Source organism: Streptomyces sp. NPDC050704 (assembly GCF_040654355.1).
GTDB lineage: Bacteria > Actinomycetota > Actinomycetes > Streptomycetales > Streptomycetaceae > Streptomyces.
Genome location: NZ_JBFAHW010000081.1, coordinates 33,698 through 47,284 on the forward strand (window position 1 = coordinate 33,698; position 13,587 = coordinate 47,284).

The 13,587-nt window shown below is 68.5% G+C and carries 17 protein-coding genes; 14 read left to right on the top strand and 3 right to left on the bottom strand.

The features are described 5' to 3' along the window. The first annotated feature begins 356 nt into the window (after positions 1 to 356). Both AB0I18_RS35715 and AB0I18_RS35720 read left to right on the top strand, forming a co-directional pair. The gene (locus AB0I18_RS35715) at positions 357 to 1,349 is read left to right on the top strand and encodes a 3-oxoacyl-[acyl-carrier-protein] synthase III C-terminal domain-containing protein (RefSeq protein ID WP_363109834.1); all 993 of its coding nucleotides are present in this window, start codon (positions 357 to 359) and stop codon (positions 1,347 to 1,349) included. A gap of 286 nt (positions 1,350 to 1,635) precedes the next feature. After that, on the top strand, positions 1,636 to 1,920 hold the full coding sequence (locus tag AB0I18_RS35720) for a hypothetical protein (RefSeq protein ID WP_363109835.1): 285 nt from the start codon (positions 1,636 to 1,638) through the stop codon (positions 1,918 to 1,920). Positions 1,921 to 1,961: 41 nt separating this feature from the next. Here AB0I18_RS35720 and AB0I18_RS35725 read toward each other — a convergent pair whose 3' ends face one another. Continuing rightward, complete coding sequence (locus AB0I18_RS35725) at positions 1,962 to 2,399, bottom strand: glutaredoxin domain-containing protein (protein ID WP_363109836.1); 438 nt, start codon at positions 2,397 to 2,399, stop codon at positions 1,962 to 1,964. Between the two features lie 17 nt (positions 2,400 to 2,416). Between AB0I18_RS35725 and AB0I18_RS35730 the strand changes: the two genes are divergently transcribed. From AB0I18_RS35730 to AB0I18_RS35750, 5 genes are all read left to right on the top strand, one after another. Then, entirely contained in the window at positions 2,417 to 2,614 is a 198-nt protein-coding gene (locus AB0I18_RS35730) for a hypothetical protein (RefSeq protein WP_363109855.1), read from the top strand. A 122-nt stretch (positions 2,615 to 2,736) separates the two neighbouring features. After that, complete coding sequence (locus tag AB0I18_RS35735; RefSeq protein WP_363109837.1) at positions 2,737 to 3,531, top strand: hypothetical protein; 795 nt, start codon at positions 2,737 to 2,739, stop codon at positions 3,529 to 3,531. 442 nt (positions 3,532 to 3,973) lie between these two features. Continuing rightward, positions 3,974 to 4,315, top strand: a complete 342-nt coding sequence (locus AB0I18_RS35740) for a metalloregulator ArsR/SmtB family transcription factor (RefSeq protein ID WP_363109838.1) — start codon at positions 3,974 to 3,976, stop codon at positions 4,313 to 4,315. A 3-nt stretch (positions 4,316 to 4,318) separates the two neighbouring features. After that, on the top strand, positions 4,319 to 4,825 hold the full coding sequence (locus AB0I18_RS35745; protein WP_363109839.1) for an SRPBCC family protein: 507 nt from the start codon (positions 4,319 to 4,321) through the stop codon (positions 4,823 to 4,825). Continuing rightward, a complete protein-coding gene (locus tag AB0I18_RS35750; protein ID WP_363109840.1) occupies positions 4,825 to 5,484 on the top strand; it encodes a dihydrofolate reductase family protein in 660 nt (219 codons plus the stop codon). The genes AB0I18_RS35745 and AB0I18_RS35750 overlap by 1 nt, the downstream gene beginning before the upstream one ends. A 505-nt stretch (positions 5,485 to 5,989) precedes the next feature. Here the strand turns inward: AB0I18_RS35750 and AB0I18_RS35755 are convergent. Continuing rightward, positions 5,990 to 6,622: a hypothetical protein gene (locus tag AB0I18_RS35755; RefSeq protein ID WP_363109853.1), complete on the bottom strand. Its 633-nt coding sequence runs from the start codon at positions 6,620 to 6,622 to the stop codon at positions 5,990 to 5,992. Between the two features lie 190 nt (positions 6,623 to 6,812). Continuing rightward, positions 6,813 to 7,802: a glutathione S-transferase C-terminal domain-containing protein gene (locus tag AB0I18_RS35760; protein ID WP_363109841.1), complete on the bottom strand. Its 990-nt coding sequence runs from the start codon at positions 7,800 to 7,802 to the stop codon at positions 6,813 to 6,815. Positions 7,803 to 8,541: 739 nt separating this feature from the next. Between AB0I18_RS35760 and AB0I18_RS35765 the strand changes: the two genes are divergently transcribed. From AB0I18_RS35765 to AB0I18_RS35795, 7 genes are all read left to right on the top strand, one after another. Beyond that, positions 8,542 to 9,111 (top strand): winged helix-turn-helix domain-containing protein, encoded by a 570-nt coding sequence (locus AB0I18_RS35765; RefSeq protein ID WP_363109842.1) that lies wholly within the window; start codon positions 8,542 to 8,544, stop codon positions 9,109 to 9,111. 13 nt (positions 9,112 to 9,124) lie between these two features. Next, positions 9,125 to 10,354 (top strand): acyl-CoA dehydrogenase family protein, encoded by a 1,230-nt coding sequence (locus AB0I18_RS35770; RefSeq protein WP_363109843.1) that lies wholly within the window; start codon positions 9,125 to 9,127, stop codon positions 10,352 to 10,354. Positions 10,355 to 10,586: 232 nt separating this feature from the next. Next, entirely contained in the window at positions 10,587 to 10,679 is a 93-nt protein-coding gene (locus tag AB0I18_RS35775) for a putative leader peptide (protein WP_363109844.1), read from the top strand. Positions 10,680 to 10,945: 266 nt separating this feature from the next. Then, positions 10,946 to 11,854: a TauD/TfdA family dioxygenase gene (locus AB0I18_RS35780; RefSeq protein WP_363109845.1), complete on the top strand. Its 909-nt coding sequence runs from the start codon at positions 10,946 to 10,948 to the stop codon at positions 11,852 to 11,854. A 96-nt stretch (positions 11,855 to 11,950) separates the two neighbouring features. After that, positions 11,951 to 12,409 (top strand): Rrf2 family transcriptional regulator, encoded by a 459-nt coding sequence (locus AB0I18_RS35785; protein ID WP_363109846.1) that lies wholly within the window; start codon positions 11,951 to 11,953, stop codon positions 12,407 to 12,409. 145 nt (positions 12,410 to 12,554) lie between these two features. After that, on the top strand, positions 12,555 to 12,656 hold the full coding sequence (locus AB0I18_RS35790; protein WP_363109847.1) for a putative leader peptide: 102 nt from the start codon (positions 12,555 to 12,557) through the stop codon (positions 12,654 to 12,656). 211 nt (positions 12,657 to 12,867) lie between these two features. Next, on the top strand, positions 12,868 to 13,587 hold a 720-nt coding region (locus AB0I18_RS35795), incomplete at its 3' end, for an ABC transporter substrate-binding protein (protein WP_363109848.1).

Consider the following 13,587-nt stretch of genomic DNA (forward strand, 5'->3'; position numbering starts at 1 on the left):
GAACGGGCCCGATATAGACGGAGCCCTTGCGGCTCTGCCACTTCGGCGGCAGCCGCGCGCCTTCGCCCGACCGGGTCGCATCCCGGCCGCCGCCGTCGGCGAAGCGCGGGAGGGCGCCGCAACTGCAGGCTGCCTCAGTCGTTGATCGATGGATGCTGGTGGTGCGCAGGGCACGCCGGCCGGCTGGAAAATCGCGGGGGCCTCATGGCGTTAGTGAGTACTTTGACAGACCGCCTGTCGCAGCACCGATTGGTGATGGCGGCGAGCGGGGCGATGCCACCCCCCTGGTTCACCGACGCGATCGATGCTCTGCCATGCGCGGTGTCGGGGCCGGCGGGGCTGAGCGGGGTGACGGCATGAGTGCCTTCAGCCGTATCACGCAGGTCGCCATCCACCTGCCCGCCGGCCGGCAAACCTCCCATGCCATCGAGGACCGGTTGCGTGAGCACAGTCCGGACTTGCGGATCCCGGCCGGGCTGCTGCGACGGCTCTACGGCCTTGAGGAGCGGGTCGTAGCCGATGACGGTGACCTGCCGTCCACCCTGGCCTCACGCGCCGTCGACCGCGTTCTGAAGCAAGCGCAGGTGGAGCCGGGCGACGTCGACCTGCTGTTGTTCGCCGCTGTCAGCGCCGACGTGCAAGAGCCCGCCAACGGTCACGTCGTGGCGGCCGATACCGGCCTCACCTGCCCGGTGTTCGATGTGTCCAACGCCTGCAACAGCGTCCTGAACGCGTTGGAGGTCGCCGACGCCTTCATCCGTTGCGGCCGGTACCGGAGGGTTCTCATCGCGTGCGGTGAGACCCTGAGCCGGCTCAGCCGCTGGACGCTCGGTCCGCACGAACTGCGTACCGGACTTGCCTCCCTGACCGGCGGAGACATGGGCGCCGCACTGCTCGTCGAGGCCGGCGCCACGCCGGGGATCGTCGCCAGCACCTTCATGGCGAACTCCGCGGGCTGGTCCGCGGCAACCCTGTTCAACCCCCACCAGGCTCCGGCTCAGCCGACCGGACTCCACATCGACTCCGAGCAACTGCTCGCCTCCTTCCTCGGTCTGGACACTCAGGCCAGGCAGTGGCTGAAGGAGCAGCAGACCGATCCCGGCGACCTTCCGCTGGTCTGCGTCCACCAGCCGTCGGTCCCGTTCGTCCGCATGATCTGCGAACGCCTGGGCGTCCGGCCGGGGGCTGTCATGCCCACCTTCCACCGCACCGGCAACATGGGCGCCGCGACACTCCCCCTCCAGTTCGCCCTCGCCCGAGAACAGGGCCGACTGCACCCAGGCACGAAAACAGCGGTCTTCGGCTTGGCCAGCGGTGCCAGCAGCGGCGTCATGCTCATCAACTGGTAGCCGGCCAGGGCCTTCAGCGGGCATTCAGTCGACTGATCCAGGCGGATGGCCGGCTGCCATCGGGGAGCTCGGTCTGCTCGATTGCCGTCCACGAACGGCGTGTTGACGAAGATGCGGCGGGCCCACCGAGCTGGGCCCGCCGTCGGCGTCGGTGGCGGGTCTCCCATCACAGGATGAGCAGGGTGACCGCACCGCTTCCGACCTTGGCCACCGCGCCCCGCAGGACCTCACCCGGGATGTTCGCCCCTGCCGGCCAAGCCATCAGGTCTCAGGTCCAGTGCCCTTGTTGGCCCTGCCAACACTTCCGGCCCCGCCCGGACCCCGCTCACCGCTGGCCTCGCGGCTGGGCCGTACCCGGGCCGCTGTTCTCCACACCATCGCCGAGCACCCCGGCTGCTCAACCAAGGAACTCGCCACCCTCACGGGCCTCGTCCCTCCCAGCGCCGGCGAACACGCGACCACGCCGCACGAAGCCGGACTGATCCGCACGGTTGGGCACCGCAACACGGCACTCCACAGCCCCACCACCCTCGGTACCGGCCTCCTCAACACCCCACCCAGGCAGCCTTAGTTCTGAGTGCCGGCGCCTCGCCGATATGGCACCGCTCCCGATCACGCGGAAGGGGAGAGCTGTTCGCGCACCCATTCAGGATCGGGGTTGGTGTGCGGCCGGCCCGCCACGACGACGGTCGGCACCGTCTCGTTGCCATCGTTGGTCGCTCTCACCGCTGCCGCTCCAGCCGGGTCACGCCAGATGTTGACCCAATGCAACTGGTGAGCGCTACGGCCCAGTCGGATGCGCAGCCGCAGGCAATACTTGCAGCCTGACCGCCAGTAGACGACCGGTCGGCCGTCGACCGCGCTGCGGCGTTGTGCCTCCAGCGCACCGATTGATCTCGGGAAGACCAGAGGCGAGTTCACGCCTGCGAGCAGCACGAACACCAGCAGGAGTGCCGCGGCTTCACCGAGGCTCCCGCTGAATACCATCCCGGTCGCGACGACTGAGCCGCAGAACACAAGCAGTATCGGCAAGATCCAAGTGCGCGTCATGATGACGCAGGCTATCGATGAGTCGAAATGCTCCTCGACCCAGGTCGCTCACCTGGGCGTTCGCCGGACGCTGGAGCGGCCTTCGTCTGAACCACACCGGCGAACTCCCCGTCATCGAGGGCACGTTGATCCGTCTGGAGGTCGACCACCTGCCCGGCGGCCACGATCCACGCCCCGTCTCGACCTACGACCTCCCCGGGCTGCCCATCGCCTGATCAGTCTCTTGAAGGACAGGACGTCACGTCCGAAACCCTCGGGCCCCGTCACTGGATTCGTGCGAAGATCTACAGGCCCTATCGAGCTCCCCCTGCCGCAGTAACGATTCCCCGGAGAGCCCATGCGCCGCGCCCATCTCCTCTCCGCTGCTGTCCTCCTGCTCTGCACCGCCTGTTCCGGCGGTCCGGACAATGAGTCGGGGGAGAGTGCGGAGAAGGCCGTGGATCACGGGACAGCCGTGCGCGCCGCGATCGAGAGGACGAGCGCGGACAGCGCCCGCGTGGACGAGAAGATCGAGCTGCGGTCCGCCGACAGCCCCACGACGTACGTGTTCGCGATCGCCGGCGCCTTCGACCTTGGGGGTGACAGGGGCCGGCTCACGGTGGAGCTTGAGGACAGCGGCATGGACCCCGTCGAGGAGGTCTTCGTCGACGACACCGTTTACGTGCGGGGCTCGCGGGCGGTGGGCGAGGGCAAGTGGGCCTCGGCCGTCCGGAGTGAGGCCCTGACCAGCTATTTCCTGCGGGCGCCGCTAAACGACCCCGAGCACCTGCTCCGCCAGATGAAGGCGATGCGGCAGGTCTCGAACGAGGGCGAGGAGCAGGTGAACGACGCCCCCGCGGTGCACTACCGGGGCACGATCGACCACGCCACCGCGACGCTCCGGATGACGACGAAGACGAAACAGGGGCTGAACGACCTGCGCGAGAAGCTGGGCGACGACGTGCCCGTCTACGCGGACGTGTGGGTCGACGGGAAAGGGCGCGCCGTCCAGGCCCGGCTGTCCTACTTCGGCGGCATGAGGGCCACGACGACGATGACGTTGTCGGACTTCGGGACGCCGGTGAAGGCCGAGGCGCCATCGGCCGAGCACGTCGTTCCCGTGACGGCGGGCGAGGATGTCCTGCTGGCCTGAGCGGGAGGGAGCCCTGCGCGGGGCCTGCCCCTGGGCGACAGTCGGACCAAAGGAGTCGGCGCCGGGGACGACGCCGGCGGCGACAAGCCCAGTGTTCCTGCGTCAGGTGCGGGAGCGGTACGGCGCGAACCGGTAAGGCGTGGAGCAGTGAGGCGTGGATGCGGGCGATGGCCCGCAGCACATCGTCGCGGTTCTTGGCCTGCTGCATCCATGCAGGCGGGCGGGCCACCACGGTCATCCTTGGGGAACACGGACGCGCTCGCGACGAGCCGCCGGGCGTCGCGGCCCGACATCGGGTTGGCGTGACGCCGACCGTGGCGTCGGCCACCGGTCGGTGGCGTACTGCTCGCCCCTCGCCCTTCTGACGCCGTCACCCGTGCAATCCCCGGGCCCTGATTCCTCTCGACTTGACGCATGCCGATATGGGCATACGATGGCTGCCATGGCACGAGCAGCGACGACGTCGGACGTCTTCAACGCGATCGCCGAGCCGCAGCGCCGGGAGATCCTGGTACTGCTGCGGGCGGGTGAGCGACCGGTGACCGAGTTGGCCCAGGAGCTGGGGATGACCCAGCCGGGGGCATCCAAACACCTGCGGGTGCTCCGGGAGGTCGGGCTGGTGCGGGACCGCAAGGCAGGCAAGCAGCGCCTGTACGGCCTCGACGCCCGCGGGCTGCGACCGGTCCACGAGTGGACCGGCGGGTTCGAGCAGTTCTGGAACGAGAGCTTCGACCGGCTGGACGCGTACGTGCAGGACCTCAAGCAGACAAAGCAGGAGGAGTAGCCGATGAGCGCGACAGGACGAGGAGCGCCGGCGCGATCCGCGACGGCCGACCGCGAGATCGTGATCTCCCGGGTGATCGACGCCCCACGGGAGCTGGTGTTCGAGGCGTTCACCGAAGTCCGGCATCTGTCGCGATGGTGGGGACCGGAGGGGTTCACCACCACCACGCGGTCCTTCGAGTTCCGCGTCGGCGGGGAGTGGGACTTCGTGCTGCACGGACCGGATGGGACGGACTACCAGGAGTGGATCTCCTGGACCGAGATCGCCCCGCCGGAGCGGATCGCGCTGCTGCACGGTGAGTCCCGAGGCGACCCGAACGCCTTCGAGTCGGTCATCGTGTTCGCGCCCGACGGCGCGGCGACCCGGATCGAGATGCGCACGGTGTTCCCCACCAAGGAGCTGCGCGACGAGGCGGTCGAGAAGTACCACGCGATCGAGGGCGGCCGGCAGACCCTGAGCAACCTGGCTGCCTACGTCACCGAGACCGTCCGCAAGGGAGCTGAGGGCTGATGGCCGGGAAAGTGTTCTTCAGCGTGTCGATGTCGCTGGACGGCTTCATCGCGCCGGAGTCGCTGGAGGGGGTCATCTCGCCTGAGCGGCAGGACGACCCGCAAGTCCAGCGCTGGGCGGCGCAGTGGATGGAACTGCAGCAGTGGATCTTCCCGCTGCGGTTCTTCCGGGAGAACCTGAAGCTCGGCGAGGGCGGCGAGGAAGGGCGCGACAACGACATCGCGCGGGAGACGTTCGAGCGCACCGGCGCGAGCGTGATGGGCAAGCGCATGTTCGACCTCGGCGAGCGGGCGTGGCCGGAGGAGGCGCCGTTCCACACGCCGGTGTTCGTCGTGACGCACGACAAGCGTGACCCCTGGGAGCGGCCGGGTGGGACCACTTTCCACTTCGTCAACGACGGCATCGAGGCCGCACTCGACCAGGCCCGCGAGGCTGCCGGCGACCGGGACGTCCGCATCGCGGGCGGCGGCGCAACGATCCTGGAGTACGTGAACGCCGGCCTGATCGACGAGTTCTCGATCGCGCTCTCCCCCGTGCTGTTCGGCTCCGGAATCCGCCTGTTCGAAGGCGTGGACGCGGGCCGCGTGGCCCTGGAGCCGGTCCGCGCGGAACCGACACAGCGGGTGACCCACCTGACCTACGCAGTCCGGAAGCGGTAACTGTCTCGACCTCAGCGCTCCCCCGCCGAGGTCAGCAGCGCGCTGAGATCCTCGACGCTGTGAGGGGCGGCTGTCAGGCTTCGATACGAAGCCAGGTGTCACCGGCTCGAAGCCACAGAAAGCCATCACGCCCCTGACCACAGCGCATGACCACCCGACCGGGCACTCGTACCTTGCGCCGCTCGGTCACACTCCACGTATCGCCGACCAGCTCAGCCAGGACCACTACGGTGGCCCGTTGGTTGTGAACGCGCTTGGTCAGAACTGCCCGATGGCCACGCACGGCAAATCCGTCCGGATCCCGTACAGAGCTGGGCCAGCTCGTCACCTCACCAGTGGAGGGGATGATCCGCGTCAGGAACGTGCCGCCACGCCGGCTGCCGGAGCACCAGACCAGCCATACCCGGCCGCCCTGCCCAGGCAGGTACACACGAACGTCTTCGCCGCGTCGCACACGATGACAGTCCAGGGGCTCGCCTTCGTGGTCGGCGAAGCCCGTGCCGTCCTACGGCTCCGGCGGCATGGTCGGCGCTGGAAGGTCGAGAACGCGGGCGAGGGCGGCTGTGACGGGAGCGCAGTGGTCAGGCAGGTGCTTGGAGGACCAGTCGGTTGCCAGCGTGAGGAAGTCGGCCAAGTCGCGCTCGGCACCGGTGAGCAGGTGGCGGAGCTCGGTTACGCACAGTTCGATCACCGGGCTGTCGCTCTGCTCGGCGTTGACAGTAAGCCGGACGGTGTCGACGAAGCGCTCCGCAATCGGTGACACGGGGTCATGGCCGAATCCGAGCAGGCTGCCGTCGTCGACGAACCGGTGCCAGTCGCGCCAGTCCTCCAGCCCGTCGCAGCAACCTGGCAGGAAGGTGACCCCTGTGGAGTGGTCGGTGACCCGCAGGCCGCCGGCCGCGAAGAGGTTGTCGAAGGTCAGCAGCCCGTGAAGGAACGAGTCAAGTGCCGCGGCCGGCCGAGGCGGCCGATCGCCGTCGGGGTCAATGTCATTGCAGCCGGCGATGCACATCATGGCCGTCCCGACCTCAGCAGGTGAGAGCTCACCGCTGAGGGGCAGCAAGTCGAACGACTTGATCTCGGCGACAGGCCAGAGGTCAAAGCCGTCAGGTGCGTATATCTCCAGGACGGGCTGCATCACGATCACCCGGCGAAGTGTTCCGCATCCCGCGCCCGTACCACCTCCCGATTACGTCGAGGCCCGGATCCCGGCGGCCGCCGCCCGTTCGTCGTTCAGTGAGCGGACCCGGCAGGCGGGGCAGTTCGCCACCGACGCCGACCTGCCGGGACTACGGACCGGCGAACAACCACGGGTCAGACGGCATTTCTCATGCCGTCCGCAGGCTGGGCGGAGCTGGATGGACGGAGGTGGACGGACGGAGGTGGAGCGCGTCTTGCGGTGCCGGGAAAGTGTCCGGACCCTCCTGGGACCGCTGGGCGGTGGCCCCGTCCGCGACATGAGCCGCCCAGTCCAGGATCTGCACCGCCGCCCCTGCGGCCTCCAGCCCTCGGCAGTGGGCGTGGTGCCGGTCGGCAATGCCGTCCAGGTCGAGGTGTTGGCCGAAGTCGGGGTGGGCGGCCAGTCGCCGTGCGTAGGCCCACAGGTGCGGATGGTCGGCGACGCGGTGGACCGTGGCGGCGTCCAGGTGCAGGCGGTGAACGGTGTCGAGTTGCACCAGGGTCACCCACAACTGCACGTCGGCGGCGGTCATTTCGTCGCCGAGGATGAAGTCCTGGGTGGCGAGCCGCCACTCCAGTGAGCCCAGGGTGCGGAGCAGGGAACCAACTGCGGCCTGACGCACCATGGCGTCGGCGCCGGCCTGCCCTGCGCGCTGTGCGGCTTCGTTGATGCGGTACTCGCAGAGGCGTGAGACGGCCTCGATCTCCTCCTCCTCGCCCTGCGGGTAGAGGACGGGCCGGTCGGAGCCGTGACCGCCGAAGTGCCGGGCCAGGTCCCGGAGTATGTCCGGGGTGTGCGTGCTGACGATCCGTCCCGTCCAGTCGTCACTCAGCACCGGTGCGGTGGCCGGTCCGGGATGCCGGTGCGAACTGGCCTCGTACAACGGGCGCAGAGCGGAGTGTCCACCGTCGGGGCTTTCGGGCACGGCCGGCAACAGGGCCACTGGGAGGGCCTGTTCCAGCCCGAGCAGGCTGTGGGTGATGGCGATCCGCAGACAGTGGGGGCAGGACAGCGCGAGGTGGAGGCGGTAACGGCGCGACACGGCGTAGTAGCCACTGCTCGCGTCACAGCCGATCCTGCCCCGGAACAACGGCGGGGAGGAGAGGGAGGGGACGGTGGTCAGGGGTGCGGCGGGCATGTGTCTCCCTGGGTCCGGATCCGGCTTCTGGTTCTCCGAGGTGCGGCGGCGGCGCACACGGGGTGATGGGCGCGCGGCGGCATCGACGCGTACCCGTACGCGGCGGGGACGAGGTGCCGGTGGGCACCTCGGGTTCAGCGCAGAAGGCTCGCCGCGCTGCAGACACGCAGGAGATCGATGTGGCGGCGGGAGGTCAGGAGGAGGGACGGCCGAACCGCGAGCACGGCACGGTCGGCGGGCGAGTCCAGACGCTCCATTATTTCCTACTAATTCACTAGGGATCTCTGACTTGAAGTGTCAGGCGGCCTTCGCGCCACGTCAAGAGGGCCTTCCCAGGTCTCTCCCGGCACGGGCATCGCCATTGCGCCGGCCGCGCTTCGTGCCCGGCTGAACAGGGCAACCGCTCCCGACGCCCGCCCGGCGGTCAACGGTGACCGATGAGCCCGCCCTCGGTGTTGCCTTCCCTACATTTCCTATCGACTTACTAGGAAACTGTTGACGACACCCCAACAGGTGCGCAGGATGAAGCACATGCCCCACACGCAGCAACGACTCGTTCGTCGTCGGCATGTCGACTTTGGTCACGTCGTCAGCGCCGCCTGCTGTCGCGTGTAGGCACGCGGCTCACACATTGCGCGTGCCGCTCCGCTCATTCTCTCTCATCCCAGGCATCCCAGGCGATCAGGCGAACCCACCCACTGCGCCTGATGGCCCGACGTACTTCTGAAGGACGACCGCCATGACCACCGCACTTCCGGCCCAGGCCACTCCATCGGATCCACCTCTCCCCGGCATGCGCCGTCTCCGCCTCGTGGACGACACCGCCCAGGGCGGCCATGAGGGACACGGTTCCGCTCCCCTCGTCGGCTATCTCGTGTTCGTCCCCGAGGGCACCGATCCCGCCCAGCTCTTCGCCAAGGACGTGACACTGCCGGAGATCCGACCGGTCGCCCACACCGACTCACCTCCCGCGCGGCAGACGGGAGGCGGCGGCGTCCGCATCGATCCCACGCGACACGTCGCAGAACTGGACGGACGCGAACTCGACCTCACCTACCTGGAGTTCGGGTTGCTGGCCCATCTCGTCCTGCATCCCCACCACGTGCATTCGCGCGAGCAGTTGATGGCCGGCATCTGGGGCTACGACCACATCGGCGACGGCCGCACCGTGGATGTCCACATCGCGCGGCTGCGCCGCAAGCTGGGCAGGGCTCACCGGCAACGGATCGTCACCGTGAGGCGCGTGGGCTACAAGTACGTGCCCGGCCAGCAGGAAAACCCCAACACCGCACCCTGCCGCCGACCTTGAGGAGACCACCACCATGGGCGTTGCCACTGCGCCGTCCGGCCCCGCCTGGGAATCCGACCGGACCGTGCCTGACCGTGCCCACTGGCTGCGCGTGGCCCGCGAGACGGCGGACGACCTGGCCACGGATGCGGTGACCAGGGAGCAGGCAGGCAAGGCCCCGTTCGACGAGGTGTCCCGGCTGCGTGAGGCGGGACTGCTGTCGCTCCTCATACCGGCCGAGCTCGGAGGAGGCGGCGCGGACTGGCCCACGGCCTATGCCGTCGTCCGGGAGATCGCCGGCGCGGACGGCGCGATCGGTCAACTGCTCGGCTGTCACTACTTCCTGTCGTGGAGCGCCCGGTCCTTCACCGAGTCCGCGCCGGCCACTCGGATCGAGCGGCAGTCCGCAGCGGAGCAGTGGTGCTGGGGTGGCGGTTTCGCCCGCCGGGAACCGCCGCTGACCATAACCAGGACAACCAACGGATATGTGCTGGACGGCCGGCAGAGCTACGCCACCGGGGCCCTGGTCGCCGACCGCCTCGCCGTGCGGGCCGTACGAGCCGACACCGGCGAACCACTCGCCGTCCTCGTCGATCCCGCCCGTCACGGCGTGGGCGTCGACGGCGACGCCGACACCTTCGGCCAGCGGCTCGCGGCCGGCGGGAGTGTGGAGTTCGACGCCGTACCGGTCGCCGCCGACGACGTACTCGGCTCCCTGCCCGTGGACGAGGACGACCTGTCCCCCCGGGCCTCTCTGCTGTCGCCGGTCGGGCGTCTCCTCTCTGTCCAGCTCTGTCTCGGCATGGCCGAGGGAGTGCTCGCCGAAGCCCGCGAGTACAGCAGGGCCGGCCACTCGCCCTGGCACCCCGCCTGGCCGGCCGGCTCTCCCCAGGACCCACACGTACTGACCGCCTACGGAGAACTCACAGTCCTCACCCGCTCCGCGTCCGCACTCACCGATCAAGCACTGAGCGCCATGCACGCCGGGCTGGCACGAGGTGAAGACCTCACTTACGACGAGTACGCGGAGATTTCCGTCCTCGTGGCGATGTCCGAAGCCGCTGCCGTCAAGGCTGCCCAGGAGTCCACCGCCCGCGCCCTCGACATCATCGGCGCCCGCTCCACGTCCTCGCGGCTGGGCTTCGACCGCTTCTGGCGCAATGCCCGGACCCACACCTTGTACGAGCCCGTCTCCCACCGGCTCCGCGATGTCGGGGACTACTTCCTCAACGGTGCGCATCCTCCGTTCGTCCTGCCTGTCTGACCGTAAGGATCCGGAGCATCAGTGGTTCGGCGAAAGAGCAGGCGCATGCTCCCAAATGAATTGGGCACGCCGTCTTCCCCGACCGGCTCGACATGAGCGGAACTCGCCACGCCAGCCGATATACAGGCAATTATGAACGCCGTACTTCACTCACCTTTCGGCCCGTTGAGAACATGAGACGGACGCGCACGTGACATTGACTTGGCCGGATTCCGCTGTAATTCTCTTGCACGTGAGCAAGTCCGAGAACCTCGCCGCGCGCCTGCACGTCGATCTGCGACGTCAGGCCAGCGCCATCTGTTCCGCCGGTCGCCGGACCCGCTGACGGGCGCTGCTCTCTCCCGCCCCATTTCACGGTCGACTGCTACGGCCATGCCGCTGTTGTCCGTAAATCACTAATCCCCTCGCAGGAATCCCTGGTTCATTCCGGGATTCGCTGCAGGATGAACTGCTGTGCATATGGCGGCGCAGGGGCAAGACCGTCGTCAACCGGCACAGCCACCGAGAAGACCACGGCGCCGGAGTATGCGAGCGCCGGTCATTTCCTGATGGGCCTCCCTGCTGATCACCTTCTGAAAGGAACACCCACACATGACCACCGGCACCGGATTCGACATCCGCAGGATCGGCGGCCGTATCGGCGCCGAGATCCTCGGTGTGGATCTCTCCACCGACTTCGACCCCGCCGTCGTCACCGAGATCAACTCCGCGCTCCTGAAACACAAGGCGCTCGTCTTCCGCGACCAGCACCTCGACGATGCCGGCCAGCTCCGCTTCGCCTCCCTCTTCGGCGAACTCACCACCGCACACCCCACCGTCCCCTCTGTCGACGGCCAGCCCCACATCCTGCCCGTCGACAGCGACGAGGGCATCCGGGCCAACCAATGGCACACGGACGTCACGTTCGTCCGTACGCCCCCGAAGGCGTCCACGCTGCGCGGCATCGTGGTCCCGCCCTACGGCGGCAACACCCTCATCGCCAACTCGGCCGCCGCCTACCGGGACCTGCCCGAGCCGCTGCGCGAGCTGGCCGACAAACTCTGGGCTGTGCACACGAACACCTTCGACTACGCCGCCTACGCCGCCCCGAGGAGCGAGAAGGCGGCCGAGTACCGCAGCCGGTTCGTCTCCCGCGAGTACCGCACCGCCCACCCGGTCGTCCGCGTCCATCCCGAGACCGGGGAGCGTGGGCTGTTCATCGGCGGCTTCGCCCAGAGCATCGTCGGCCTCGGCCCCTCCGACTCCCGCGACCTGCTGCGCATCTTCCAGTCGTACGTCACCCGCCCGGAGAACATCGTTCGCGTGGCCTGGACGCCGGGCGACCTCGTTCTGTTCGACAACCGCATCACCCAGCACTACGCACCCGACGACTACGGCGACCTGCCGCGCCTGTTGCACCGGGTGACCGTCGCCGGCGACGTCCCCGCCGCTGTCGACGGCACCCTCAGCCACATCATCGAGGGAGACGACGCCTCCCACTACACCGCCGCCGCGGCCTGAGCCTCGCGGCCGCCGGGCAGGGCAAGGGACACCTGCGCCTGCCCGGCGGCCCGCCCGAAGCGGACACCGACCGAAGCCATACGGGATAATGCACGCATGCGGATCTCAGCCAGGGCGGACTACGCGGTACGTGCCGCACTGCAACTCGCCGCGTCACGGGATGACGGGCCACTGAAGGCGGAGGCCATCGCCGACGCCCAGGGCATCCCGCACAAGTTTCTCGAAGGCATCCTGAACGACATGCGCCGGGGCGGTCTCGTCCTCAGCCAGCGCGGCGGCAACGGCGGCTACCGGCTGGCCAAGCCCGCCGAGTCCATCAGCATCGCCGACGTCATCCGCGTGGTGGACGGACCGCTGGTCTCGGTGCGCGGAGTCCGCCCACCGGACCTCTCCTACACCGGCCCCGCCGAGTCGCTGCTCCCCTTGTGGATCGCGCTGCGGTCCAATGTGCGCGAGATCCTCGAGGGCGTGTCGCTCGCCGATGTCGCATCGGCCCAACTGCCCGCCGACGTATCCGCACTGACCGACGCTCCGGGAGCCTGGGTCAACCCCTGACACGCTGGACCGTCGGCCGAAGATCCCAAAAAGCGAGATAGCCACGTCCACCATGTGAACTCCCTCTTGGGGGGAGTGAAACCTTCTGCCACGATCCCTATCAACCAGGTAGGAAAACTAGGGATCTGCGGGGTGTCGGATGACCATGAGAGCGTTCAACGGCGCAGACCGGTCACTCCCCCTGCTGACCTCGCGTCGCCACATCGACCTCGGCCGTAAGTCCAGCGCCATCTGTCGGCCTGCCTGAGACCGTCCGTAGAACTTCCTTCGGCCGGCAGCGCCATGCGCGCCTCCTCGTCACGACGTCACCGCGTCACCGCGCCACCTCCGCTCTCGAACGCGCGGCAGTACTCCTGCCGCCGAGGGCCTGCGAGTGGAGTGCCGGCGCGTCCCCCTGGGCTTCAGCCTCGCGTTTTCCGCATCTCCCTGATCGACCCACTCTCCGAGAGGACACCTCCGTGTCTGCCGCAAGACCGCTCACCACTCTGCGCACCGTCGCCGTCATAGCAGCGCTTCCCTTCCTGCTGACCGCCTGCGGCTACGGTGCCGAGTCCACCGACGACGACAGGCAGACCGGGGTCGCGGCGGACGCCAAGAAGCTCTCCGCCGACGAGGTGAAGATCGGCTACTTCCCCAACCTGACGCACGCCACCGCCTTGGTGGGCGTCCAGGAGGGGCTGCTCCAGAAGGAGCTCGGCGGCACCACGATCAGGGCGTCCACCTTCAACGCCGGGCCCTCCGAGATCGAGGCGCTGAACGCCGGCTCCATCGACATCGGATGGATCGGCCCGTCCCCCGCCATCAACGGTTACACCAAGTCCGCGGGCAAGAACCTGCGCATCATCAGCGGGTCCGCCTCCGGCGGCGTGAAGCTCGTCGTCAACCCGGACAGGATCAAGTCCCTGGACGACGTCAAGGGCAAGAAGATCGCGACTCCGCAGCTCGGCAACACCCAGGACGTGGCGTTCCTCAACTGGATCGCGGAGAAGGGCTGGAAGGTCGACGCGGAGAGCGGCGGAGGCGATGTCTCGGTCATCCGTACGGACAACAAGGTGACCCCGGACGCCTTCAAGTCCGGCTCCATCGACGGCGCCTGGGTGCCGGAGCCGACCGCGTCCAAGCTGGTCGCCGAGGGCGGCAAGGTGCTGCTCGACGAGGCCGACCTGTGGCCGGACAAG

Coding starts and splice junctions, on each gene's coding strand:
- AB0I18_RS35760 (WP_363109841.1), bottom strand. CDS start 7,802: ATGCCCGCCGCACCCCTGACCACCGTCCCCTCCCTCTCCTCCCCGCCG.
- AB0I18_RS35765 (WP_363109842.1), top strand. CDS start 8,542: ATGACCACCGCACTTCCGGCCCAGGCCACTCCATCGGATCCACCTCTC.
- AB0I18_RS35780 (WP_363109845.1), top strand. CDS start 10,946: ATGACCACCGGCACCGGATTCGACATCCGCAGGATCGGCGGCCGTATC.
- AB0I18_RS35715 (WP_363109834.1), top strand. CDS start 357: ATGAGTGCCTTCAGCCGTATCACGCAGGTCGCCATCCACCTGCCCGCC.
- AB0I18_RS35725 (WP_363109836.1), bottom strand. CDS start 2,399: ATGACGCGCACTTGGATCTTGCCGATACTGCTTGTGTTCTGCGGCTCA.
- AB0I18_RS35740 (WP_363109838.1), top strand. CDS start 3,974: ATGGCACGAGCAGCGACGACGTCGGACGTCTTCAACGCGATCGCCGAG.
- AB0I18_RS35750 (WP_363109840.1), top strand. CDS start 4,825: ATGGCCGGGAAAGTGTTCTTCAGCGTGTCGATGTCGCTGGACGGCTTC.
- AB0I18_RS35745 (WP_363109839.1), top strand. CDS start 4,319: ATGAGCGCGACAGGACGAGGAGCGCCGGCGCGATCCGCGACGGCCGAC.
- AB0I18_RS35770 (WP_363109843.1), top strand. CDS start 9,125: ATGGGCGTTGCCACTGCGCCGTCCGGCCCCGCCTGGGAATCCGACCGG.
- AB0I18_RS35785 (WP_363109846.1), top strand. CDS start 11,951: ATGCGGATCTCAGCCAGGGCGGACTACGCGGTACGTGCCGCACTGCAA.
- AB0I18_RS35790 (WP_363109847.1), top strand. CDS start 12,555: ATGAGAGCGTTCAACGGCGCAGACCGGTCACTCCCCCTGCTGACCTCG.
- AB0I18_RS35730 (WP_363109855.1), top strand. CDS start 2,417: ATGAGTCGAAATGCTCCTCGACCCAGGTCGCTCACCTGGGCGTTCGCC.
- AB0I18_RS35735 (WP_363109837.1), top strand. CDS start 2,737: ATGCGCCGCGCCCATCTCCTCTCCGCTGCTGTCCTCCTGCTCTGCACC.
- AB0I18_RS35755 (WP_363109853.1), bottom strand. CDS start 6,622: ATGCAGCCCGTCCTGGAGATATACGCACCTGACGGCTTTGACCTCTGG.